This window comes from Nostoc sp. CmiVER01, from assembly GCF_034531135.2.
Classification (GTDB): Bacteria; Cyanobacteriota; Cyanobacteriia; order Cyanobacteriales; family Nostocaceae; genus Nostoc.
In genome coordinates, this window is the sequence record NZ_JAVRBU020000008.1 from 186475 (window position 1) to 212303 (window position 25829).

20 protein-coding genes are annotated in these 25829 nt (G+C 40.9%); 8 read left to right on the forward strand and 12 right to left on the reverse strand.

The window, feature by feature from the left end:
- Nucleotides 1-22: 22 nt before the first annotated feature.
- The 5 genes from RMZ43_RS15365 to RMZ43_RS15385 all read left to right on the forward strand — a co-directional run bounded on the left by RMZ43_RS15365 (nucleotide 23) and on the right by RMZ43_RS15385 (nucleotide 7854).
- Entirely contained in the window at nucleotides 23-1060 is a 1038-nt protein-coding gene (locus tag RMZ43_RS15365) for a PstS family phosphate ABC transporter substrate-binding protein (protein WP_322650722.1), read from the forward strand.
- Nucleotides 1061-1209: 149 nt separating this feature from the next.
- Nucleotides 1210-2607, forward strand: a complete 1398-nt coding sequence (locus RMZ43_RS15370; protein WP_322653438.1) for an ABC transporter substrate-binding protein — start codon at nucleotides 1210-1212, stop codon at nucleotides 2605-2607.
- Between the two features lie 733 nt (nucleotides 2608-3340).
- Nucleotides 3341-5413: a phospholipase C gene (locus RMZ43_RS15375; protein WP_322653439.1), complete on the forward strand. Its 2073-nt coding sequence runs from the start codon at nucleotides 3341-3343 to the stop codon at nucleotides 5411-5413.
- A 298-nt stretch (nucleotides 5414-5711) separates the two neighbouring features.
- On the forward strand, nucleotides 5712-6689 hold the full coding sequence (locus RMZ43_RS15380; protein WP_322653440.1) for a hypothetical protein: 978 nt from the start codon (nucleotides 5712-5714) through the stop codon (nucleotides 6687-6689).
- A gap of 118 nt (nucleotides 6690-6807) precedes the next feature.
- The gene (locus RMZ43_RS15385) at nucleotides 6808-7854 is read left to right on the forward strand and encodes a PstS family phosphate ABC transporter substrate-binding protein (RefSeq protein WP_322653441.1); all 1047 of its coding nucleotides are present in this window, start codon (nucleotides 6808-6810) and stop codon (nucleotides 7852-7854) included.
- 80 nt (nucleotides 7855-7934) lie between these two features.
- On the opposite strand, the gene RMZ43_RS15390 is transcribed toward RMZ43_RS15385, so the two are convergent.
- Complete coding sequence (locus RMZ43_RS15390; protein ID WP_100901811.1) at nucleotides 7935-8654, reverse strand: Crp/Fnr family transcriptional regulator; 720 nt, start codon at nucleotides 8652-8654, stop codon at nucleotides 7935-7937.
- A 525-nt stretch (nucleotides 8655-9179) separates the two neighbouring features.
- Between RMZ43_RS15390 and RMZ43_RS15395 the strand changes: the two genes are divergently transcribed.
- Nucleotides 9180-9875, forward strand: coding sequence for a DALR anticodon-binding domain-containing protein (locus RMZ43_RS15395; protein WP_322653442.1), 696 nt, complete (start codon nucleotides 9180-9182; stop codon nucleotides 9873-9875).
- A gap of 179 nt (nucleotides 9876-10054) precedes the next feature.
- Here RMZ43_RS15395 and RMZ43_RS15400 read toward each other — a convergent pair whose 3' ends face one another.
- Complete coding sequence (locus RMZ43_RS15400) at nucleotides 10055-10924, reverse strand: Cof-type HAD-IIB family hydrolase (protein WP_322653443.1); 870 nt, start codon at nucleotides 10922-10924, stop codon at nucleotides 10055-10057.
- Nucleotides 10925-11066: 142 nt separating this feature from the next.
- On the opposite strand from RMZ43_RS15400, the gene polA reads away from it, so the two are divergent.
- Nucleotides 11067-14006: a DNA polymerase I gene (gene polA / locus RMZ43_RS15405; RefSeq protein ID WP_322653444.1), complete on the forward strand. Its 2940-nt coding sequence runs from the start codon at nucleotides 11067-11069 to the stop codon at nucleotides 14004-14006.
- A gap of 143 nt (nucleotides 14007-14149) precedes the next feature.
- Here polA and psb27 read toward each other — a convergent pair whose 3' ends face one another.
- The 4 genes from psb27 to RMZ43_RS15425 all read right to left on the reverse strand — a co-directional run bounded on the left by psb27 (nucleotide 14150) and on the right by RMZ43_RS15425 (nucleotide 17137).
- Complete coding sequence (gene psb27, locus RMZ43_RS15410) at nucleotides 14150-14554, reverse strand: photosystem II protein Psb27 (RefSeq protein WP_322650730.1); 405 nt, start codon at nucleotides 14552-14554, stop codon at nucleotides 14150-14152.
- Between the two features lie 270 nt (nucleotides 14555-14824).
- Nucleotides 14825-15523, reverse strand: coding sequence for a phosphatase PAP2 family protein (locus tag RMZ43_RS15415; protein WP_322650731.1), 699 nt, complete (start codon nucleotides 15521-15523; stop codon nucleotides 14825-14827).
- Between the two features lie 31 nt (nucleotides 15524-15554).
- Nucleotides 15555-16298, reverse strand: a complete 744-nt coding sequence (locus RMZ43_RS15420) for a COG4705 family protein (protein ID WP_322650732.1) — start codon at nucleotides 16296-16298, stop codon at nucleotides 15555-15557.
- A 71-nt stretch (nucleotides 16299-16369) separates the two neighbouring features.
- Nucleotides 16370-17137, reverse strand: coding sequence for a COG4705 family protein (locus tag RMZ43_RS15425; protein WP_322653445.1), 768 nt, complete (start codon nucleotides 17135-17137; stop codon nucleotides 16370-16372).
- Nucleotides 17138-17441: 304 nt separating this feature from the next.
- Here RMZ43_RS15425 and RMZ43_RS15430 point away from each other — a divergent pair, with 304 nt between their 5' ends.
- Complete coding sequence (locus RMZ43_RS15430; RefSeq protein ID WP_322653446.1) at nucleotides 17442-17927, forward strand: PepSY domain-containing protein; 486 nt, start codon at nucleotides 17442-17444, stop codon at nucleotides 17925-17927.
- Between the two features lie 23 nt (nucleotides 17928-17950).
- Here the strand turns inward: RMZ43_RS15430 and RMZ43_RS15435 are convergent, their stop codons facing one another.
- From RMZ43_RS15435 to RMZ43_RS15460, 6 genes are all read right to left on the reverse strand, one after another.
- Nucleotides 17951-19183 carry a sensor histidine kinase gene (locus tag RMZ43_RS15435; protein ID WP_322653447.1) on the reverse strand — a complete coding sequence of 411 codons (1233 nt, stop codon included), beginning with the start codon at nucleotides 19181-19183 and terminating at the stop codon, nucleotides 17951-17953.
- A 42-nt stretch (nucleotides 19184-19225) separates the two neighbouring features.
- Nucleotides 19226-19900 (reverse strand): response regulator transcription factor, encoded by a 675-nt coding sequence (locus RMZ43_RS15440; protein ID WP_322650736.1) that lies wholly within the window; start codon nucleotides 19898-19900, stop codon nucleotides 19226-19228.
- A gap of 228 nt (nucleotides 19901-20128) precedes the next feature.
- Nucleotides 20129-21271, reverse strand: coding sequence for a 7,8-didemethyl-8-hydroxy-5-deazariboflavin synthase subunit CofH (cofH, locus tag RMZ43_RS15445; protein WP_416212432.1), 1143 nt, complete (start codon nucleotides 21269-21271; stop codon nucleotides 20129-20131).
- A 56-nt stretch (nucleotides 21272-21327) separates the two neighbouring features.
- On the reverse strand, nucleotides 21328-23274 hold the full coding sequence (locus RMZ43_RS15450; RefSeq protein WP_322653448.1) for an ArnT family glycosyltransferase: 1947 nt from the start codon (nucleotides 23272-23274) through the stop codon (nucleotides 21328-21330).
- 521 nt (nucleotides 23275-23795) lie between these two features.
- Nucleotides 23796-24965: a hypothetical protein gene (locus RMZ43_RS15455; protein WP_322653449.1), complete on the reverse strand. Its 1170-nt coding sequence runs from the start codon at nucleotides 24963-24965 to the stop codon at nucleotides 23796-23798.
- Nucleotides 24966-25254: 289 nt separating this feature from the next.
- On the reverse strand, nucleotides 25255-25446 hold the full coding sequence (locus RMZ43_RS15460) for a CbtB domain-containing protein (RefSeq protein WP_322650739.1): 192 nt from the start codon (nucleotides 25444-25446) through the stop codon (nucleotides 25255-25257).
- Between the last annotated feature and the right edge of the window lie 383 nt (nucleotides 25447-25829).

A 25829-nucleotide genomic window follows, 5' to 3' on the forward strand; every position in this document is an offset into this window, starting at 1 on the left:
CTTTTGGTGCTAACAGCTAACTATGTCTCAGAAAAACGAAACACTTAGCCTTTTCTTAGCTGCTGTCATCACCATTGGCTTAATCTTTAGTGGCTTATGGTTTTTTATGGAACGGTGGGCGCAATTAAATGGAACTGTTACTAAACCTTTGGGGAATAGCACCACAGATAATGCTACAAACCCCAACAAATGTAACGTGCCAAATCTCCCAGAGGGAACGTTCAACTATGGTGGTAGCACAACCTGGGCACCCATTCGTAAAGACGTAGACTCTGTACTAAAAAGCCTGTGTCCTCAATTTACTTTACGCTATACTCAACCTCCTTCAGGTCAACCAGGATCTGGAACTGGGATTCGGATGTTGATAGATAATCAACTAGCTTTTTCTCAATCTTCTCGCTCAGTTAAAGCTGAAGAAAATGCTGAAGCTAAACAAAAAGGATTTAGTTTGAAAGAGATTTCGGTAGCGATTGATGGAATTGCGATCGCAGTTAACCAAAATCTTAATGTTTCTGGTTTAACTATCGCCCAACTAAAAAATATCTACACTGGCAAAATTACTAATTGGCAACAGGTGAATGGGCCAAATTTACCAATTACAGTTTACTCTCGCAGTAAAGAAGCTGGAGGAACAGTTGAGTTCTTTGTGGAAAATGTTTTAAATAAAGAGAATTTTGGTAACAACGTTAATTACATTAGTACGACCACAGAAGCAGTACGAAAAGTAGCTGCAAGTCCTGGTGGAATTTACTATGCTTCTGCGCCAGAGGTTGTACCCCAGTGTATGATTAAAACTCTACCACTAGGGCGGACAAGTAGTCAATTTGTGCCTCCCTACCAAGAACCCCTTGTACCTCAATCTGAATGTCCCAATAAACGTAACCAGTTGAATAGTCAGGCGTTTCGTAGTGGTGATTATGCAATTACTCGCAATTTATTTGTAATAGTTAAACAGAATGGTCAAACAGATCAGCAAGCTGGAGAAGCTTATGCAAATTGGCTTCTGACACCTCAAAGTCAACAACTGATCGAAAAAGCTGGATTTGTCAGAATTAAATGAACCAAATTGCTAAATTTAGCCAAATAATCAAATTAGGGTTTATACAACTTTATTAAATTTTTATTTATCGTGCATCTGGAATGGTTCCTTTTTACTTCCAAACGTAAGTTCTACAAATAATAAACATTTTTATCTTATTAAATTTGTTCATGTCACAAAAGAATGAAACTAAAATTTTAGCTTTGACCCTGCTGTTGACCGTTGGAATAGTTGGCGGTAGTATTTGGTGGTTTACTAACAATGGGGTCAAATTTAGTAATAGTATCACTCAAAATCCAGAAACAGATAGCAATCCATCCTTACAAGACCGCATTAGTTTTGGGGAAAAATCCTTAACTTTGGGTGATATCTCTCCAGTTAAAAAAGAAGGAGTACAGGCGATCGCAGCTAAAAGTTATGATAAAGCGATCGCTAATTTTACAGATGCCTTAAAACTCAACCGTAACGATCCAGAAACGCTTATTTTTTTGAACAATGCCCGCATTGGTTCTTCCCAGAGCTACACCATTATGGCTTCTGTACCATTGGGCACTGACCCCAATGCTGCTTTAGAAATTTTACGTGGTATCGCTCAAGCCCAAAATGAAATTAATACCTCTGGAGGAGTTAAGGGAGTACCGTTAAAAATAGGGATAGCTAACGACGACGACAATCCAGAAATAGCCAAGCAAATCGCTTCCAACTTAGTCAGTAATTCAGAAGTATTAGGTGTAGTTGGGCCGAATACTAGCGATTCTACCTTAGCCGCAGGTACTATTTATACTTCAGGACAACTTGTAGCAATTTCCCCTACCAGTACATCTGTAAAAATTTCTAACTTTAGCCACTACGTTTTTCGCACGGTTCCCAGTGATTTTATGGCTGCTAGAAGTTTAGCCAACTACATGGTAAGAACCTTGCAGAAAAAAAATGCAGTAATTTTCTTTAATTCTCAGAGTAACTATAGCCAGTCTTTAAAGTCGGAGTTTGTCTCATCAGTTTCCCTAGAGGGTGGACAAGTATCTAGCGAATTTGATTTGTCTCAGGTGAATTTTAGTGCGGTTAAAAGTGTAGAACAAGCAACTAAGCAAGGTGCAGAAGTGTTGATGTTGGCTGCTAACACTGAAACTCTTGATAAAGCGCTGCAAGTAATTCAGATTAATCAGAAAAAATTAACTCTGCTGGCGGGAGATGATGTTTACACCGCTAAAACTTTAGAAATTGGTAGAGAGCAAGCTGTGGGAATGGTATTGGCAGTTCCCTGGCATATTGATGGCGCTCCCAAGTCAGATTTTCCTCAAAAATCTCGGCAGTTATGGGGCGGTGATGTGAGTTGGCGAAGTGCCCTTAGCTATGATGCCACTGTAGCTCTGATTGAGGCATTAAAACGCAATCCTACACGTTCTGGAGTCCAACAAGCACTTTTATCCTCTGACTTTTCTGCCACTGGTGCTTCTGGTACAATTCGGTTTTTAGCATCAGGCGATCGCAATGCGCCAGTCCAACTTGTAAAAATTGTTCCTGGTTCTCGCTCATGCACGGGTTATGACTTTGAACCAGTGCGATAATCACCGAAGAAAATTAGAAGCCATGAATGTTTTAGCTTAGTTTATCTTTATTTATATAGTTTGGTTTTGTTAGCTTTTTCTTAACTTTTCATTAATTTTCAGGTAACAAAATTATAGAAGTGAGGATTTTTAGCAACTGGTGAGGTAGGAATAATACCAATTCACAATGGGCTTCTCTGCGAGACGCTAAAAGCGAACGCCCCGCTACACTAACGCAATGGGCTTCGCTAACGCAATGACGCTCGAATATTATCCAACAGTTTGGCTGACAATACAGCTTACATTAAAGAGAATATACTTGCTTTTTCAGACGCAGGCTTACTGACAGATAAAAACAATAATTTGTACAGTTTATAACTGAATTTTGACAGCTATATAACAGGGACTGGTAGTACCAATAAGAGAAAGTTTTTGGACAATAGCGACTTTGGAAATGTTCAAACTTCGGGTATTACTGCCGTTAAATTCGTTAAAACTGAGCCTGTTCCTGAGCCTCAACCTTTTGCTGAAACACTAATTTTTCTAACATCGGTTTTTGGCTAAGAAGAAAGCAAAAAGGTTAAATTAGAGCATGATTTTGCTTATCTTAAAAGATATTAATTTTTAATAGAGTTCGGAACCAATAAAGCAAAGCGTAACCAAAATACCTATTCTAAATCAATCAAATGCTTGCAGTATATAAAAATGAATTCCGCATAGCGTAGCTGGATAGAAATTACTAAGGAGATGTGCTTTGAGACAATTTACGAAATTCTATTTTGTTCTAACACTCTTGCTACTTCCCTCGTCACTCGCACCGTCTATGTTTCTCGGTTCAGCGATCGCAGAGGAGTCTTCTGGACACGAAGCTTCGCCAGCAAACTCAACGGTCACAACTCAGCCAAATGCAACGCCAGACGTAGCACGATACTTAAACGATCCAAGCAAGGAACCCCAGCTACCACCAAAATTGCTCACAAGGCTGCTTCAGGAGCGGATAAAATACGTCTTCGTCATCTTTAACGAGAACCACTCTTTCGACAACGAGTATGGCACATTGCCCGGTGTTAACGGACTCTATTCAGATGGACAAAAGCCTCGTGACCCGGAGAAAACGCCAGGTTTCACCCAGACCTACACCGATGCCAACGGCGCAACCGTAACAGTTCAGCCATTCCGAATCGGAGCTGAACAGAACGCCAGCGACGTTGACAGCGTTGACCACTCGCACACGGGACTGGCAGCCAAGCTCCATGTTGTAGACGGCAAGCCACAGATGGATCGGTTCGTCTATGACGAGTACACACGCTTCGCGTCAAAGGGTGGAGAAGCCAATATTGCTGAGGGCAAGCAGTTCGCACGCCTTGTGATGTCGCACATTGACTGCGATACCATTCCATTTTTCTGGAAGTGGGCTAGTCGCTTCACAGTCTTTGATAACATCTTTGCAACTGAAGACACACCTTCAACCCCGAATGCAGTAGCGATGCTCGCAGGGCAGTCAGGTGAAACACAGTGGGTTAAACACGGTGCAAATGGTCAATCTTACACCGTGGGCAGCCACAGTGGCATAACGCAGGGTGTACCCTTGGTCAACGACCCACAGCCCTTTTATGGCTCCCAGTTCGACATAACCACAGATAACAAGCAACCGGCTGGTGCAAAAGAGAGCTACGCTGATAACAACATTTCCTCGAATCTGACCTTCGCCAGTCTGCCACTCACCTTCCAGGGGCGTGATATTAAGTCGGTCTTGGCTAATAACAAGAATCCTTTATTTGACCTAGTTGACATCCAAAAGGATATCTCATATATCGACAAACTCAAGACTGAGCCGGTCAATTGGCGCTGGTATCAGGAAGGCTACGATCTCGAACCGACCGATACCAACGGCATTGCTTCGCATAATGCCTATGTCAGCCATCACAACGGCGCACAGTATTTCGGCTATATTGCCAACACGCCGCAGGTGAGCAAAAACCTCCGTGGGCTGAATGACTTTTTTAGCGACATAGCCAACAATTCGTTGCCCAAAAGCGGCGTGTTCTACATTCGTGGCGGCTATACAAACCAGCAGGGGCTGAAGCCGCCGATCACGAACCCCAACACACCTGCGGATGAAATCGCCGCAATTAATGCCGCGAAGTCAGGTGATGACGACCATCCGGCCTACACCGATCGCCAACTCAGTGAAGCGATGGCAGCTAGGACGATCAACGCGATCGCGTCAAATCCAGAAATTTGGCAGCAGAGTGCCATTATCATTACCTATGACGAGTCCGATGGCTTCTACGACCATGTACCACCAAGGATCTTGTCCTATGGCCCTGATGGGCTGCCCCTCTCTCGTGGTATCCGTGTACCACTGATCCTCATTTCACCCTATGCCCGGACGCACGCAGTCTCGCACGTCGAGGGCGATCACAACTCGGTGATCGAGACAATCAACACGATCTTTGGTTTGCCTGCTCTTGCTAGTTTGCCCGATGAGGCACAGGCACTCGCTGCTGGCAACTCCCCAGAGTTCAACAAATTTGGGCCGCCAGGATTCCAGCAGAAATACCTCGGCCCACGCGACATCAATTCGCCGATTACTGACAGCTTGCTGTCGGGCTTCGATCCGAAGCGCCTGCTCGGTGTCTCGCCGCCACTGCCAGCCTCCTTTGCGAAGATTCCAGATAATGTAGTAAAGACACTACCGCACTACGGCGGTAAAGGCTGCCGGGCGATCGGGATTACGCCAGAGGACAAGCGCCAGGGGATAGTTAACAAAATCCCTAAAGGCTTCAACGCGCTACCAAGCACCTATCCAGCAGCTAACCCTTAAATCAGTGAACAGTTATCAGGTGTTGAGGGCCTAGGTTTATACCCCGGATTTCTCACCACATCTCTCAAAACCTTGAGCAGGAGAGCAGGGGAGCAGAGGAGAGTTCAATGTGCCTTGTTCAATCCCCTCTGCCCCTCTGCCCCTCTGCATTTCAAACTTGTGAGAAATGCGGGATACCTGCCACTACCTATCACTAATCGGCGGCATAGTGTTAATTTTCAGTTAAAAGTTTTCGGCTTAACTGATAACTGGTAACTTTCCCAATTCCCCGTTTTTCGCCATTCGCTGAGGATAATTCATGCGCTTTGTGTTAGTCTTCCTGACTCTATTTGGTGTCTGCTGTTCGATTTCCGATGCTCAGGCGGGTTCGGTTATCAAACGTGTCAAGGAACACAATGTGGTTCGCTGTGGTAGCGTCGAACGGGCGGGTCTAGCAACTTCCGCCGAGCCAGGTGGCTGGAGTGGTCTAAACGTCGATATCTGCCGTGCGATCGCCGCCGCCGTGCTAGGAGCTTCTGACCGCATCGAATATCATCAGTATGAGACACCGAAAGACTTTGACGCGGTGCGTAACCAACAGGATGACGTATACTTCCTCACTGGGTCGGAGATTGAGGAGCAGAAATTGGCTGGTAAGCTGCTGCCTGGCCCTACTGTCTTTGTAGAATCTAATGCGGTAATGGTGGCGTCCACCTCGGCTGCACACCACGTCAGCGACCTGGGCAAAGAAAGCATCTGCTTTATGATTGGCAGTTCAGTTGAGCGGAGCCTCACGGGTTACTTTGGTGCGCTCCACAAAAACTGGTTGCGTCGGCCGTTCTCTGAGGATGGGGAGATGATCGATACATACAACGTGCAAAATTGCCAGGCGATCGCGGGTGAGATCACGACCCTTGCAAAAATCCGCCTCGACCCTGGAGTAAACCGATTATCGAGCCGCATCCTCCCAGAGTCGCTGACGGCCTTTCCGGTAATCGCTGCCACCGGAACCGAGGATGCCCAGTGGTCAGCGATCGTCGCCTGGACAGTTAATACATTGATCAATGCAGAGAGGCCGGAAACACACTGGTATGCGGGCGGTGCTGGGGTAATGCCGATCTCCGCACCAGATTTAGGTCTTGACAAAGAATGGCAGCGCCGCGTTCTTGCATCTGTAGGCAACTACGGCGACATCTTTAATCGCAATCTGGGGAAAGGCTCCCTACTCAAGCTTGATCGCGGATTAAATGCGAACTATTTCCGGGGAGGACTTCTTCTGAGTCCGTTCCTTGAGTAATTTCAACCAAGTATAAAAGTATCAAAATTTGTGAATAAAACACCTGTACTCCAAATACAATCTCAAGTAGCAAGAACCTATCAAGCACTTATATTGAATGGAAACGGCGGAATTTACTATGTCTCAAAAAAATGAAACAACTATTCTTGTATTATCAATACTGATTACGGTTGGGCTAATAGCTGGCGGTTTTTGGTGGTTTACTAAAAAATCTGGTGTTAACTTAAATACAATTAATTCTAGTAGCAGCAAAACGCCCCAAACTCCATTAGAAAAGCCTAGTGGCAATACTTTCACTTCAATACAGGATGTTCCTACAGGATTATTTAATTACGGTGGCAGTACATCTTGGGCACCGATTCGGCTGGTAGTTGATCCAGCACTTCAAGCCGCGCGGCCAGAGTTTCGGCTGCGCTATGTAGAACCAAGTAATGCATCTCCTGGTTCTGGTACTGGCATTCAATCTCTGATAGACGGTCAACTAGCCTTTGCCCAGTCTTCCCGACCAGTTCTAGATCAGGAATTAAGCCGTGCCCAGCAGCGTGGGTTCACTTTGAAACAAGTTCCTGTGGCAATTGATGGTTTAGCAGTTGCAGTTAACCCCAACCTTAACATCCAAGGGCTAACGGTAGAGCAGTTAAAGTTAATTTACACAGGTAAAATTAATAATTGGAGCCAGGTGGGCGGCCCCAATATTCCAATTAAACCCTATTCCCGCCGCATTACTGATGGTGGTACGGTGGAACTTTTTGTCCAAGATATCTTGGGTGGTCAACCTTTCAGTCCCAATGTGGAATTTATCTCCACAACCACCCAAGCCTTGCAAAAGTTGGCTGATAGTCCTGGTAGCATCTACTACGCTTCTGCCCCAGAGGTGATTCCTCAATGCTCAATCAAAGCCTTGCCGTTGGGGCGGACGCAAGGGCAATATATTGCTCCATACCAGGAACCATCTGTCCTCCCGTCCGAATGTCCTGGTAAACGGAACAAATTGAACATTGAGGCTTTCCAATCAGGGAAATATCCGATTACCCGCAATCTGTTTGTGGTGGTCAAACAGAATGGTCAGACTGAGCAGCAAGCAGGTGTCGCTTACGCCAACTTACTGCTGACTGAGCAGGGACAGGAACTGATTTCCCAAGCTGGGTTTGTCAAAATTCGCTGACTCTTGCGATCGTCTCCGGCGGGGCGTAGCCCATCGCGCTCAAGACAGAGTGGCGGAAATCGCCGCTCTGAACCCGTGCTTTAACCAGCTCTATTAATCGATTCTGCTGGCAAGCAAATGAGATTATCGCCTTGAGTCAGAATTAAGCCACGTTGGCGCAGCTTACCCATCAAGCGGGTGACAGTAACACGAGTCGAACCAATCGCACTCCCAATTTGGGCATGGGTGAGGGGGAAGGGCAGACAATAGCCGCGAATCACATCAGGATCAGTGTCGCTCATTGCTGGCTCTCCATATTCCTCAATTAACAATGTGAGAAATCCTAAGAGTCGGTCAATTGTGCGGCGTTGTCCCAAGGCACTCAGCCATAGTAGCTTACGCTGGTGCTGATACCTAAAGGCATCCATAACTTCACGACGGAAGTGAGGCCAGTTATCTAAGTCATGCCAGTACATCCACAACACCGCAGTTTGGTCAACATGGGCGTAGGACTGGAGTGTGAATGGTGATTGAGCAACAATTTCAAATGGCTGTCCCGCTCCCACAAAACCCAAGAACGCTTCTTCTGGGGTTCTGTTAATTCGTCGAGACGTTAGCTGGCTGGCAGTCGCGCTAACTTGGGCGGTTCCTACCATACGGATCGCACCCCTTTGCACCAAATATAGCAATCCAGGCCGGGCTGGAATGCGCTCATCTTTGCTAAAGGTACGGCAGCGGTAGTGTTCTTGAGCCCAGTCAAGAATGCGTTGCCAAGTTAAAAAAGGCCGTGATGCCTCAGAAAAGGAGGATGGAGATTGCATAGGTAACAAAGAGCGTTCGGCTGAAGACAAAGACGTAAGTAAAAGGGTGCAAGGAGTGTCTTTGTGTTGGCGAGGCAGGCATAACGCCTAACAGCGCCAGCCAATCCAAAGAATAGAAAGCAAATTACTCTCTACTCTTTTGTTATACTTCCTACTGTACAATGATGGTAGTAAAGTTTACTTACTATTCATCGATTATTCATCAAATTTTATCCTCTTCTCATTTTTCTTTATCTAAATTAAATTTATACCGCAAGACTGATGACAAAAAAGTAACAAATATATCTTACATGATGATTTAAATAATATTACGTGCATTATAAAATACAAGTTAGCAAATATACGTCAATAAAACAGTTAGTATACAGTTGCTTGATAAAATCACTAAGCATTGATACTTATAAAGCAGAAAATAGATGCATAAAGAATGAGAAAATTCCTCTACACAAAGGTAGAGATAACAATAGATTTTTATACACCTCAAGTGTGTCTTTGGGACTATCAAAATCTCAGAATCGAAAAGCGATGGAGCTTGCCAGTGCGATCGCCTCAGATATATCAGGGATCTGTGGCGACGTTTTTAGCGTCCAAATAGTTCCCCCTGGTTTGATACATTTTGAATTAACTCACTCGACGTTAGCGACTTGGTTACAAAGTCTTGTGGAGGGGAGTGGGAAGTGGGGAGATGAGGGAGATAAGGGGACAAGGAGACAAGGGGACAAGGGGACAAGGGGGATTACTAAAGCCAATGCCCAATGCCCAGTGCCCAATTTGTTTAGTGTTCAGTACGCCCATGCACGCTGCTGTTCGCTAGTGCTTCTGGCTCATCGAGATGGATTGATTAAACTTAGAGAACCAGTTCCAAATACTAGTCCAGCTTTTTGGAGTGTTATTTCTCCTAATCCTTTACCTTGGCTTAATGGTGACGGAACACTACGGCTCAATCACCCAGATGAGCGTCGTCTAATTAGTGAGTTAATACAAGTGGTAGACAACATAGAGTGCCCTGATGTTAAGGGTTCTGTGAAATGGGAAAAAGTAGCGTTGAGTTTGAGCGAAGCTTTTGAAAAGTTTTGGTGTAATTGCCGGATTTGGGGTGAGGTGAAAATTACTTCACTAGAGTTAGCCCAAGCCAGGCTCGGATTGCTTATGGCTACTCAGTCAGTATTAAGATTTATGCTGGAGGAAAACTTAGGTGTTTTTGCGCCCTTGGAGTTATGAATCGGTAATGTCGCTTAAGCCAAAATAAAAACTTTTATATATCTATTGACTCAATGCACCACCTCAGCTACATTAACAGGTGTGTGAGGAGCGAACCAGCTAGGACACCGAGACGAAACACGGCCAGTCGTCGGTGTCCTTTCTGATTTATATGGGTTAGGTTTGAAAAAGTACCTTCATTACAGCAAAAACTTTTCAATTGCTACTGCTGCACCATCTTCCTCTACGTTGGGAGCTACCCACTGCGCGATCGCTTGCACTCCTGCTGGTGCGTTGCCCATAGCTACACCCAGTCCAACATACTCCAGCATTTCTACATCATTGAAGTTATCGCCAATTGCCATAACATTGGCTAACTCTAATCCCAGCAATTCTTCGGCTAGGTAACGTACAGCAGTTCCTTTATTCACAGAGGCGTTAGTTGCTTCAAAGAAAGTAGCAACAGATGTTGTGAGATAAAGTTCAGCCGGTGTGTATTGACGGCGCAAATTTCCCAATAGCTTGTCGATTACATCTGTGTCATCGCATAAAGCGAGAATTTTTGTCGGTTCATTCGTTAAAGCTTGGCGCAAATCACCTACTGGAATCGGGGTAATACCAGAACGTTCTGCATAAATTTTGGTTTCTCTGGTTACTTCACGGACGTATAGTTGATCATTGATGTAGAAGTGGACAGATAGAAGCGATCGCAACTCAGGTTGTTCAAAATAGTCGAGTAACTTGTGGGCAATTTCTCTAGAAACAGCCCAATGGCGATGGATTTTTTGAGTGATCGGATCTTGAATCCAGGCTCCTTGATAGGCCATTAATGGTAGTGTAGAGCCGATATCTTGGTGAAAGCGCAAGGCTGAACGATACATCCTCCCTGTTGCGATCGCCACTTTAATTCCTCGTGCTTGCGCTGCAATAATAGCTTGCTTTACAGGTTCGCTGATAGTGTTAGAGTGTCCAGCGATCGTGCCATCTATATCCAAAACTAGTAGTTTAATGTCTTTTGTAGCAGCCTGATGATCAGTAGATGCCAAGTGTGTGGCAGATGCTTTCGGCATAATTTCCTAGATTTATAAGTTCCAGTAAGAGGTTATACCATTTTGGATTTTGGATTTTAGATTTTGGATTGAGAATAGAGTTCTGAATCTGAGTTTACTGAATTGCGATCACAGTAACGAAGCTTCTGGCTAAAATAGGGCTATGTCTGAAATCACTTCTAAAACTGCAACACGCCCCACGTTCATCCTCATAGATGGACACTCGCTGGCTTATCGTTCATACTTTGCTTTCGCCAAAGGGCGAGATGGAGGACTGCGTACAAAAACGGGCATTCCTACCAGTATATGTTTTGGTTTTGTGAAGTGCCTGCTGGAGGTAATGGCAACACAACAGCCCCAAGCAATGGCGATCGCTTTTGATTTGGGTGAGGCCACCTTTCGCCATGAAGCTGATGATACTTATAAAGCCGATCGCAAAGAAACGCCAGAAGACTTTATTCCCGACTTAGAAAACCTGCATGAGTTGCTCAATGGCTTCAATTTACCAATTTTCACTGCCCCTGGTTTTGAGGCAGATGATGTTTTGGGAACATTATCACAACGAGTAACTGCTGCTGGGTATAGGGTGAAGATTCTCACTGGCGATCGCGATTTATTTCAACTAATCGACTCTGACAAAGAAATCACTGTTCTGAATTTTAGTCCAGATGCCCTAAAACGCTCTACAAATAGCATTACGGAATTTGAAGCAGAACAAGTCAAAGAGAAGATGGGGGTTTTACCTTCACAAATTGTTGATTTTAAAGCTCTTTGTGGTGATAAATCAGATAATATTCCTGGTGTCAAGGGAATTGGAGAAAAGACAGCAGTGCAGCTGTTAAACACCTATGGTTCCCTTGATGGTGTTTATGCTGCGTTAGATGAAATTAAAGGCGCAACTCAGAAAAAACTGGCAACGGGTAAAGAAGATGCCGAAAAGTCTCGGTATTTGGCAACCATAGTTTTAGATGTTCCTATAGAATTTGATTTAGAAAATTGCAAGTTAAAAGGTTTTGATACAAACGTCTTATCACCAATTTTAGAAAAGCTAGAATTTAAGTCTTTTTTAGGTAAAATCAACGACCTACAGCAGCGTTTTGGAGGAAAAGTTGAAGAGAAGCAAGAAGCCAAAACAGATATAAGTAACCCCAATACTAACTTAGAATTCAGCAATGATGAAGATAGTGATTTGTGGTTTTTTAGTGATAGCGATACAGCAGCAGTTACACAACAATCTACTTCCCCAATTACACCACGCATTATCAACACTGAAGCAAAATTAACTGAGTTAGTAAAACTTTTGCAAAAATTCACTAATCCAGAAACACCCGTTGCTTGGGACACAGAAACTACAGCTTTAGAACCAAGAGACGCTGAGTTAGTAGGAATTGGTTGCTGTTGGGGAACGGAACCAGATGAAGTAGCCTATATTCCTCTGGGGCATAAAACTGGGGAAAATTTGCATAAAGATTTGGCGCTAGAAACATTACGCCCAATTCTCGAAAGTGCTGAATATCCCAAAGCTTTACAGAATGGAAAATTTGACCGTTTAGTTCTAAAGTGTCAAGGAATTAATTTGGCGGGAGTAGTTTTTGATCCCATGCTGGCAAGTTACATTTTAAATCCCGATTCAAGTCATAATTTGATGGATTTGTCACAGCGATATTTGGGATTAATAGCGAAAAGTTATTTGGATTTAGTTCCTAAAGGTAAAACCATTGCTGATATAGATATTCCTGCCGTAGCAGATTACTGTGGTATGGATGCCTATTCTACCTTTAGCTTAGTGTCCAAATTGCGTGAAGAACTGGATAAAATTCCAACTTTGTCTAAGCTATTAGTGGAAGTGGAACAGCCGCTAGAAGCAGTTTTAGCCGAAATGGAATACACGGGTGTCCGCATTAATTCAGCTTATTTACAAGAACTTTCACAGCATTTAGAAACTGAGTTAGCCAGGTTAAAAGAGAAAGCTACTGAAATAGCTGGGGAAAATTTTAACCTGGGTTCGCCTAAACAGTTGAGCCAAATTTTGTTTGAAAAGTTAGGGTTAAGTACTAGACATTCTCGCAAAATTCAAACAGGCTTCTCTACAGATGCCGCAACATTAGAAAAACTCCAAGAAGATGATAAAAGTGGATTTGTTGAGGCGATCATTGAGTATCGTACTCTATCTAAATTAAAGTCTACTTATGTTGATGCATTACCTGCATTGGTGCGTCCAGATACACAGCGAGTGCATACTGATTTTAATCAAGCAGCAACATCAACTGGTAGATTATCTTCTTCTAATCCAAATTTGCAAAATATCCCCATTCGTACAGCTTTTAGTCGCCAAATTCGCAAGGCGTTTTTGCCAGAACCTGGTTGGTTAATGGTGGCTGCTGATTACTCACAAATTGAATTGCGGATTTTGGCTCATTTGAGTCAAGAGCCGATATTAGTGCAAGCATATCAGCAAAATGAAGATGTTCACAGTGTTACGGCGCGGTTAGTGTTTGAAAAAGAAAATATAACCTCAGAAGAACGAGGGATAGCAAAAACTATCAATTTTGGCGTGATTTATGGAATGGGTTCTCTAAGATTTTCGCGCTCAACTGGGATAGATAAAACTATTGCCAATGAGTTCATTAAGCGGTTTAATGAACGATATCCGAAAGTATTTGCATATTTAGAGCGAATGAAAAAAGAAGCGATCGCTCTTGGTTATGTAGAAACTATTTTCGGTCGCCGTCGTTATTTTGACTTTACTAATAATAGTTTACGCAGATTAAAAGGCAGTAACCCAGAAGATATTGATCTGAGTAAATTGAAAAATTTGGGTGCTTATGATGCAGGTTTACTACGCTCTGCTGCTAATGCACCAATTCAAGGTTCCAATGCTGATATTATCAAAATTGCAATGGTGAGATTGCATGAGGTTTTGAAGAACTATCAGGCGCGTTTGTTGTTGCAAGTTCACGATGAATTAGTGTTTGAAATTCCCCCTGATGAATGGGAAGAATTACAACCGCAAATTAAGTCGGTGATGGAAAATGCAGTCGAGTTAAGTGTGCCGTTGCTGGTGGATGCGCGTGTCGGTGAAAATTGGATGGAGACGAAGTAAGTTGAACTGTGACAACGCCTTTATTTATAAAAGTGTCAATCAGTTTATTTGACAATTTAAAACTTTGATTTATATGAAGTTGATAAAATAATCAAGAGCCAAAAGTATTGACTCTTGATGATGGAGTAGGCAATAGTTAAAAATTAACCGCCACGCTTTAGCGCTGCTTCTACCTGCTGTAACTCCTTCTCTAAACGATTTTTGAGTTTTTCGGGTACTGCACGATTTGGGTAAGAACTGTAGTGTCCAGCCAGGGAGTTGAGGGCTGTTCGCATGGTTGTAAAGGAGCCAAGACCAGAAACAGAGTTAACTCGCTGATAGCGAGCCGAAAAGTCATTAATTTTTTGACGCGCTTCTGCTTGAACTGCTGCTTTTTCTGGTGAATCTTGTGATAGATCCAGAGCTTGTCTCATAATATTGACCACAGCTAAGGTGTCTTGGCGATAATCCCCAGTCAAGCTATCTGGACTGCCAGAACAGCCCATTAAGCCGATAGATACAACCAAAACCAGTGCAAGCAAACGCGACCAATAGCGCTTCATATGCATTAAGTAAAAGGATACGTAAATCAACGTCTATCCTATCTTGGATTGGTAACTTGGGGATCAATTGAATGGGGAGTGGGGAGAGACGCGATTAATTGCGTGTATACTAAAAAGTAGGCTGGACTGTTTTTTCCCTAAAAGGCGCTCATTTATAGGTATATTGGGCAAAAAAATCGGGTGATTAAAAAATCTGATGAGACAATTATCACCAAGATGCCTTTTTTTCGAGAGACTTTAGCAACGGCAACTTCTTGGGTGTACATACTTAAAAATTTAATTAACTAACTTTTCTTGCCTCAATCTTTGCAATTTAAGCATCGTAATACATACCATCAGCCACAAAAAGCCGACTCCATAACCTGCAATTATGTCTGTGGGCCAATGGACTCCTAAATATAAGCGGCTGATTCCAATAGCAGCAATTAAAATAACCGTCAAACTGTAAATAACTTTAGCAAAATGAGGATAGTGAGTTGCCAATTCGTAAGCAATAAAACCATAAAGTACCATAGAGCCTAGTGCATGACCACTAGGGAAACTAAAAGATTTTTCAGAAATCAATTGATGCCACAGTTCTGGGCGAGGTTTAGAAAAAAACAACTTTAGCCCTGTATTTAAAATTAACCCTCCTAAGCAAGCAATTACAAAAACTTTTGCTTCTTCTTGGTAATGTCGCCACCAAAGTAACAAGACAGTAATGCCTGCAACTATAACTACTGTATTGGGATTACCAATATTTGTAACAAATAGCATTAAATTGTCTAAATTTGGATTGGCAAACTGATGTAGCCATAACAAAAAATTAGTATCAAATACAAAGCTTTCTCGCTCCAAAACCTCTTCTGCCAGTTTTGCTAAAACAAAAAGGATGAGCAGACAACTAGCAAGTCCAACAATACCAATTGTGGCAATTAAGGGAGCCAAACGAGGATGTATATGACGTAACCAAAAATTAGAAATTTGTCGGAGCATACTTTAATTTTATTCATTATGCTTAAACGCATCACTCAATTGGGTAACGCACTTTTTTTTCCTTTTGCACGGAAAAGAATAGCACAATTGCGAGCAGGATAAAGGCGATCGCTGAAGCATATTCCCTCGGCAGTGATAAACCGCCACTTTTAACTGGTTTAGTCAGAAAATCTCCGAAAGTGGCTCCGAAGGGACGTGTAAAGATGAAAGCGAGCCAGAATAGAAGGATATCGCTCAACTTTGTTACGTAGTGAAGGGCGATGACAACACCAATGACGCTGGCTGTCACCAATGCGCCCTGAATATAGCTTAGTCCCAAGTTGCTTGTGAGAAAGTCACCAAAGGCTGTTCCCAAACTGTTAGAGAACACGACAGCCAGCCAGTAGGTGGTCTCTGCATCTTTCTTCACAATCGGATAAACACTCAGATCGCGATCGCGATAGTACCAGATGCTAAGAATGCTCAGAAGACCGGCTACCAGGATAAGCGATCCCAGTGCGTAGCCAAGCCCAAGAGATCGATCCATCAGGTCTGAAACTTCGGTTCCGGCTGTAGTTGTGGCGATGATGGCCACCCAATAAAGGGCTGGACGATATCTGTCGGATTGAATTTGAAAAAACAGGAGAATAGCCAGAATAGCAAACGTTATGGCAAAGCCCATGTAATACCCCAGCCCAAGAGTCATTGAGATGAAGTCACCTGCCGTCTCGCCGAGTGTTGTGGCAATGATCTTCATGATCCAGAAGAAAATTGTGACTTTTGCAACTTTGTTCATTTATTTTTCACAATAAAAAATAGTAAGTCATCGTTTTTTATACTCATGAGATTCAATTAGCTAGATGCTAATCAGTCTTGTCGGTCAATCGGTAGTAAGGCTGGTTTCTTCTGCTTAAGGCTTAAGTAAATAACCAGGCTTATGATTATAGAAAGAAAAAGCATACTGGTTCCGACAGTACCAAAACCAAAGCCACCATTTGTAGGAGATTGGGATAGTAAATCACCTATAGATGCTCCAAGTGGACGAGTCAAAATGTAAGCTAACCAAAATGCCAAAACTGCATTCATCCAAAGGTAATAATAACCGATCGCTATGATTGCAATTGAAGCGCCAAATATCAGTGCTGATTGTGCATAACCTAACCCCAAAGACTCTGCCAATAAGTCTCCTGTTGCAGTGCCTAATGCAAACGTAAACAAAACAGCCACCCAATAAAAAAGTTCTCTTTTAGCTGTATTGATGGAGTGCATAGCTAATGTCTTTTCGTTTGAATACCAGAGCGCAAAAACTAGCAACAAGGAAACGCTAAAAATTACAGTAGTTGTCATCAAGCTAACTCCAAGCTCGTCTACTAATCTATCAGTGATTAGTGTGCCAACGATACTTATCAAAACGACCACAAACCAAAAACTTCCTGGAACATAGCGTTTAAGCTTAAACTGATGCAACAGCGCAATCAATAATACACCGCTCATAATGTAAGATGTAACATCTAAACCAAGGTTTAGGGTTGCTGACAGAAAATCTGCTGCGGTTTCACCTACTGTGGTTGCCAAAACCTTAATAATCCAGAAGTAAATTGTAATCTCTGGAACCCTGTTTAACATCTTATTCATAATCTTTCCTTTGCTGATGTTTCCGTATAAGTGAGATTCACATCAGATATTAAAGTTAGCTGTGTTGTAAGCAAATTACTGAGTGATTGTACTTTACACAGCAAAAGTCAAGAAATAGTCAAGGTTTGACTAAAAACGAAATTTTCTTGTGATAAAGTCACTAAAAATAGCTAAAATGTCTACTAAAAAGTTAATTCCACTATTAGATATTGAATTTATTGAAGTTAAACAAATCTTGACTATTTCTGGACTTTTATTTCCTACTGTGAAAATACAAACCCAGACTTAAAGGGATTTTTCAAGTATGAAAACTTCAACAAAAATCATTTTGGCAGCAGCTTTTGTTGGTACTTTGGGACTTGCTGGATTGTCGAGAGTTGTGTCTGCCAAACAACCACAATCTTTTGTAGCAATTGCACCTCAGCATCATAGTACTATCCAAGTTGCTGAAGCCAGTGATGGAGACGGTGAAACAAACGATGATGTACAAGAAGCAGCAAAACTGCAACCGCTAGCTAAAATTACAGCACAACAAGCACAGCAAGTAGCTGAAGCATCTGTGGGCGGTAAGGCAAAAAGTGTTAAAGTCGAAAATGAAGATGGTAACTTAATTTATGCTGTAGAAATTGGTCAGCAAGAAGTTACAGTAGATGCTGGTAATGGCAAAGTTCTCTATGTTGAAAATGCTAATCAACAAGATGAGAAGAATGAAGCAACTCGTCCCAAGAGTAGTATTCAAGTTAAAGAAACTAGTGATGGCGATCGCGAAACCAATGATGATGGTAAGTAAGTAGGGAACTTAAAATCACATTGTCAAGAGGTTGGTAAATGCACAGTAAAACAACTACCAACTCCTAATTGACTCGTAACACTAATTAATCCACCGTGATTTTGGGCAATAGCTTGAGCGATCGCTAACCCTAAACCAGAACCACCAGACCAATAAGAACGAGACTGATCTGCTCGCCAAAAACGCTCAAAAATCTTGTCAATATGCTCTGGTGCAATTCCCACGCCTGTATCTTGCACGTTGATATAAAGCTGGGAACCAACACGACTAGTTTTAATTTCAACTATACCTCCTGATGGTGTATAGTAGAGGGCATTTTCAATTAAATTAGTAAACAGTCGTGTTAATTGAACTGAATCACCTATTAGCTGAAGACTAGCAATTAATTTAAATTTAAAGTTAATTTGTTTGGCTTCAGCTTGAGGTTTATAAAGTTGTATTAGGTTCTCTAATATTGAGGTTAAATTTAGAGTATCTTTATTCTGAGTTGCGATTTTATCAGTACGTGCTAACAATAATAAGTCTTCTGTGAGGCGAGTCATCTGGTTAGTAGCACTGGCGATCGCCTGAAACTTTTCTGCATCTTTTGGCCCTATTTCTTCTGGATATTGTAGCGGTAACTCGGCATTAATTTTGATAGCCATTAACGGACTGCGTAGTTCATGGGAAGCATCAGCAGTAAATTGTTTTAGTTTTTGAAAGCTCTCTTCAATGGGTTGCATTGCTTGACGAGTTAGTAAAATTCCGCCAATACTACTAAAAACCAAAGTTATAATAATTCCACCGCCTAACACCAAGTCCAGTTTTTGCAGAGTTTCATTAAATTCTTCTAAAGATTGGCTCACCCTTACATATCCAACAAGCTCACCATTATCGCTAGTAATAATTGGAACAGTCACCACTTGGATAGGAACTTTACCTGTTTGAATTTGTACCATTTGGTTTGGGAAAAAAGGCAAAGTTAAAACAGTTTTTCCTTGTTGGTTAATTAAATTTCCCTGAGTATCAAACCACTGTAATCCTTGATGAGAAGCAATTAAGTCTTGGGGACGAAAGTCACTTTCAACCGTTAAGCGACCTTTTTCAAACTCTACATTTGCAGCCGCACCTTTGCCTATGGCTGTGAGTTTATCTGTTATTTGCTCACTCAGACTGCGAGTGAAAGCAAATCGGACTGCGATCGCAAATATTCCTAGCAGCGATGCAAACACTACCAAATAAGACAACAATAAACGATATTTGATTCTTTGAAACACATTATTTTCGCTATATCTAAAATTAATATTTTTTTAACTAGTTTAATTTTGTCCTAAACGATAACCAATGCCATAAATATTTTCAATCAAGTTCTCTGAACTTCCAGATGCTTTAAGTTTATTCCGCAAATTGGTAATATGAGTTTTAATACTTCCTTCGCCCGAAGATTTATCAAAGTCCCACAGTTTGTCAAGAATTGCAGAACGAGTTACAACTAAATTGGGATTTTTCAAAAAATATTCTAATATCATATATTCTTTAGGAGTTAATGATATGATGTTTCCTGCATAAGTAACCTGTTGATTTGCTGGGTCTAGTTGCAAATCACCGTGGATTAAAATCTGGGGACGAATCTCTGGAGTTCTTCGAGCTAAAGCCCTGATGCGTGCTGCTAATTCTTTTAGTTCAAATGGCTTAACTAAGTAATCATCAGCACCAGCATCAAGTCCTATAATTTTATCGCCTGTTGTATCTCGTGCCGTCAGCATTAAAATCAAAACATTAGATGAAGTAGCGCGTAAACGCTTACATAAAGTAATTCCATCTAATTTAGGAAGCATTAAATCTAATAAAATTAACTCATATAATCCTGACTGCGACCATTCCCAGGCTGCAAAACCATCGGTTGTTATATCTACAATATGGTGTTGTCGTCTTAAAAACTCGGCTAATGGTTTAGCAATGCGATCATCATCTTCAACTATCAAAATTCTCATAATGCTCCACCTCTAAATTATTAGAGCTTGCCAACACCAAATCAGGATTATCTTACCTACAAGGGTAATCTTAAAATTTTTATCATATATTCTTAATTTGAACTTAATTCGATTTGATTAATGTTCCTATAAATTATTTATTGATCTTTGAACTCTCGGGATTTCTGCGGTTTAAAAGTAATTTATTTCATCACAGAGGCGCAGAGAATACAGAGATCAAAGCTATTCTTAACTATTAACTTTTTGATAAAGAGTGTTACGTTGTTGGTAAGGTCTTCCTAAAGAAGCGATCGCATTTTCCAAAGTTTCCACTTCCATACACGTACCACCCAAAGCACCTGCCATTGTGGTAATATGCTCCTCCATCAATGTGCCGCCGATATCATTACAACCCCAAAGTAAAGCTTCTGTTGCACCTGCAAGCCCCAGTTTTACCCAACTCTGCTGATGGTTAGGAATCCAATTACCTAAGTAAATCCGCGCCACAGCGCCTAGCAGCAGTGCATCACTCAAAACTGGTTGATCGCGTCCCACACGGCGACGTAAAGGTTTGGGCGCTTCTTGCCCAACGAAGGGTAATAAAATAAACTCTGTGATGTTTGCTGGATATCCCTGATTAATGGCGGTTTGTTGGAGCGATCGCAATTTTTCTAAATGCCCAATTTGCTGTTCGTGGGTTTCAATATGCCCAGATAACATGGTGCTGGTGGTATGCAAGCCTAATTTGTGAGCGGTGCTGACAATTTCTAGCCAAGTGGCTGTGTTGATTTTCTCTGGACATAATATCCGCCTTACTTCATCGTCTAACACCTCAGCTGCTGTTCCTGGCATTGAGCCAACACCAGCATCGCGCAAAGCAGCAATTACATCACCATACCCAAGTCCATCAAGTCTGGCAATAAATTCCACTTCTTGGGGAGAAAAAGCGTGAAGATGTATGTGGGGAAATTCCTGTTTGATGGTTTCTACAACCTTGAGATAATAGGGTAAAGATTTACCATTTATCTGCGCTTGTGGATTTAATCCCCCCTGCATACAGATTTCCGTCGCACCCCGTTGCACTGCATCTGCCGCTTTTTCTAAAATTTGCGCCGAATCTAACCAGTATGCACCGACATCACCATCATCTCGACGAAAAGCACAAAAACTACAGTGCTGCTCACAAATATTAGTAAAGTTGATATTACGATTAATTACATAAGTAACCGTATCGCCTGCTTGAGTGTGGCGGAGTGTATCGGATGTATCACGTATCGCTGCGATCGCCTCCTCGTCAGTTTGTTGTAACAACACCACTCCCTCTTCTTGAGATAAGTCGTATCCCATCAAGGCACGGTCAAGAATTTTTTCAACAGTAATTTTTGTCAGCATTACTTTCTTAACTTCTGAGTAAATCTTAATTTTAGGATCTTGTAAATAATAAAATTCTACTTAATAAATACACCAAGTTCTGGAGAATCCCAACCTCGGACATAAATTTTATCTTTAAAATTAATTTCTTGAGATTTATTTTGTTTACTTTTTTTAGTTTCCATTGAAATAATCCCGCAAGGCTCAAAATCTTTATAGAAATCCTCTTTTTCTAAAGTTGCCGAAATATTATTAACATTAATATGTTGAATTTTAAGTACTTTTTGATTATTTTCCTGCAAAAGTACCCATAAAGGGTATTCCCAAGGATCATTCCCCATTGATAGCCCAATATTAGAGCATTTTTTGGAATTTAAAAACTCAACTGCTCCTGTGTAAGTACCTTTAAGGAATGGTCTATTACTAAAATACTGCTCAATTCTGGGGGTTTGGAATATATTATTGCTATCAATAATAGGTCTGTATCTATTAAAAAATATCCACGGTAATGATGAGATTAGCAGAAATGTTACTATAAAAATAGCGGTTTTTTGCTGTTTAAGCTTAGATAATACCACACCTACAAATGGAGACATTAAGACAAACAAAGGTAAATGCAGGCGACTATTCCAGGTTTGCCATTTTAGTAAGTAGCAAAATATCAAAAATGTAGATATAGTAGCAATAAGATAAGTAAAAATATAACGTTCTTTACGGAGAGATTTTCGAGTTAAAAAAATAATCATACATATCAATATTAGTGCTAAATGTAATAAATTACCAGCACTGTTTTCATTGCCAGTTATCCCAATTGTTGACCAACCTCCTGGTACAAAGAATGTCTGGGAAAAAGTTGTTCGAGGATCGTTATAATCTATACCAATAAATGTATGTATAAGTTGAATTAATCTGTTCGCTTTTCCATTCCAGAAACCAATCGGTGTTCCTATATGTAAAGCAATATTTCTCAGAATATTAGAAATGAGTACATTAACACCAAGTATTTCATTACGATAGCCACCTGGTTCACCAAGTGGCGAACCAAATAAATTATAATTTCGTAAATAGTGGCTAATATTAAGCAATAAAGATATACTGCCTACTATCAAAGCAGGCTTCCATGCTTGCCAGCGTAAGCGTTTAACCAGGTAAAAACCAAACCAGATTAAGAAGGGAAATACATAAAAATAAGCTGTTCCCTTGCTCAAAATAGCTAATCCTGTGCTACTACCAATGTTGAATGAATTCGTCCAAATATCGCTTTTTCTTGCTTGGATAGTTGATAGTAAGTAGTAAGCAAGACAAACTACCCAAAATGCAGCTACATAATCATTTTGAGTGCTTGAAGCTTGCAAGATTCCCATAGGAATTGTTGCAGTTACAACCGCAGAGAAAACTTGACCTCGTAAATCTGCTCCGAGTTTTTTTGCAATTAATGACACTCCGATAATACAGCCAATCATACTAAACCATTGGACTAAGTTAGCGAAGTAGTCACCACCACTGAGAATTCGAAAATGTAAAATTACGAACTCTGACCAAGGGTTTTGATATAACTGTGGAGTATAATTTGTTGGATAATGGGCAATGCTATGATTTTGTATCCAATGAACAACACGGCTCATGTGATAGTCCATAGAATCCCAATTATTGGGTGGCGCGATGAAGGCAATTATTCCAACTGTCGCTACAACGAAACCTATGCCATACAATAATAAATTTGCGAAGGGTTTAATTTTAATATTTTTCTTTATTTGAGAAAAATTTCTTGGCTCTGGATTCGGAATTATTTGGTGATTTACTCTAAAGTATATATAAATTAATACGATACATATCAATCCCCAAGTTCCCAATATCCAGCCAAAAGTAATTAATTTAAAAAGACTCAAAAATTCTGTTATTGCAGTGACTAAAATTCCCCAGTAAGTAATTGCTAATATCAGCGACTCACGCCAATCGATACATTTTTTATTAACTAACAAAAAAATAGTAATTAAGGAAATAACAGGCAAAAATATAAACATCAATAATATTACCCACTTTAAATCTAATTTCTGCTGTGGTAATTGTAATATGGGCTGAAGCCGCTTACTACCAGCTAATTTAATTAATTTTACATTGCGTAAGATACTTTGATTTATTGTTGCCTACTTAAGAGACTTCCAGTTTAAAAACATCCTATTTCCTGGGTGCAAAACCTTGCATCCCTAGAAATATAGAAATAATTTGGGATAATTTATTTTTTGCCAGTCTAAAAGTTAAGTAGGTAGGCGTAATTAAACATAAGATAAAACCTTATCCTCAATCCCTTTCCTTTGTAAGGAGAGGAATTGAGGATGAGATTTTGTATTTAATTTGACCCACTTACTTAATGCACATTGTTATATTGGCTGAAATTCTCACTAAAAGACTGATATAGGAATCGTATTTGATTTTTGAAATTATCTCCGTAGGCGGGGAGTGGGGAGTAGGGAGTAGGGAATAGGGAATTAGGCTTTTAATTTGTACCGAGCTTTTTCAGAAATCAAACATTAGTCCTATATTACTAACTTTCCCTTACTTGTGGTGTGCGTCGGTGCTGTATTAGCAATCCGATCGCCATACCAATGCCGACAAAGGCTGTAAAGTAGAATAAACCAATCAATCGGATATAAATTGGTGGTGCGATCGCTTCAACTTCAACTTCTTGTGCTACCTTCACTGGTGCAAATTGACGGCTAGATCCTGGTAGAGGAGTTGCTTCCACCTCGATTTTGTGGGGTGAACCATCAAAAAATTGCTCTAGCCATGTTAACTTCCCTTGTTCGTCAGGAATACCTTTGTAATCAAAGACTGTTAAATTATGTTCAAGGGCGATCGCTTTTACCTGTAACGCTACATCTTTGATAGGTTGTCCTGTTGCGCTATCTTTCACCTGTAGTGATAAGTTCGCAAGTTTTCCGACAGTTGCGTTTTTATCTCCCCCAAGGTTAATTTCCAACCCTTGAGATTTTTGAGATGATGGTGCGATTACTTCGGTACTATTTGAATGGTGTTCACTGCCATGAGCTTCGGCAACTTCTGCACTGATGTTGATAACTAATAGGGTTACTATAGCTACCACTGTCAATGCACTTAATAAAAGGCGGACTGACTGTGGTGCAATTTCTCCTTGTTGAAGTTCTTTTTGTCCGCCAATAACCCAACCACCCAACAATCCAAGTGATAGTAAGATAGCTGCAATAACAACAAAATATTTATATTTAATAGGATTTTCCCGGACATTCAGATTTAAAGTTTGCTGATATGGGGTAAAAGCATTTGCTACTAAAGGTGACACATTTACCAGTAGTTGGTAATTACCACGAATGGGTAACATCTGCTGAATTTCTAGCTTTCCATCAGGTGCAGTGGCATTCATTTGCAGCAATTTTGTTCCCTCAACAATGGGAAAATCTGTTGTTAACCAAGGATTCCGATTAGGCGTGAGAATTTGTAAGCTGATTTTGGTATTTTCTAATGGTTTACCCGCAGCATTAACAGCTTGTAACTTTAAGGTAACGGGAGATTGCGGCCTTTCTGCCTCTGCTTCAAAAGGGAGAATACGTTCTAAAGGTGGGTTGGTAGAAAGTAGTACTCTAGATGTAGAAATTTGGGAATTACCTACAAAGGAATAAAGAATTGATAAAGTGATGCAAACAGCGCTGATAACTCCAAAAAGCCGATATTTTTTCATAAAAACTTACGGTATATGTGAAACTCCTGTACTTTTGGCAACTGAAACTTAAATAAATAGCAGTTGATGAAGTCAAAGCCAAAAATTCAAATCAAAGAATTAGTTCTAAATTAGACACTATTTTCAATCCAGTTAAGGTTATGTAGAGATAGTAAATAAAGCATCTCTACATAACCTAAAAGTATATCCAAACAGAACACTGGCGTGAAATTTGCGCTATTTTAGCGTCATAATTGTGTTAGATGTCAAAGCATTGCTTCATCCTAAAAAATCTTGAAATTATGATAATTTAGTGACATGCAACGCCTAATGTGTGGTGACGCGTTGAGTGTGCTGTGTTATGAACCGCAGGATAGGTAGAGAACAACACAGTCCAGATAACTAAAGAAGATAGCAACATATAAAGCGTTACCTGCACAGGCTTGGATAAGGTAATACCTGCGGTCTTCTGCAATACTGAAATATGAGAAAAAGTAGTCATTTTTGACCTCCTATAATAAATTCGGGTAATTCATCAATCAAAGGGCATTATGCCGCTTGATTGCAAAAAGATATACGATCAACTTTGTTTTTGACAAGTGTGTATCAAATGTATTGGGTAAGTGGGCTTTAGTGAATACTATACTATCTTTTGAAGATTGACTCATCATGAGACAGAAATCTCCACATAAAGTCCATACAAATAACAAAAGAATGACACATGGATTTGAATGATGGCATTTTCAATGCTGATAACACGAAGGTAACAGATAAAAATTTAAAATTGGTCATGTTGCCAAGCATCCAAAAATTCCTTGAAATGCAATTGATATTATCTCTAAGCTAATTAAATACGCCACAGATTACTAAGAGACTTGATATTAA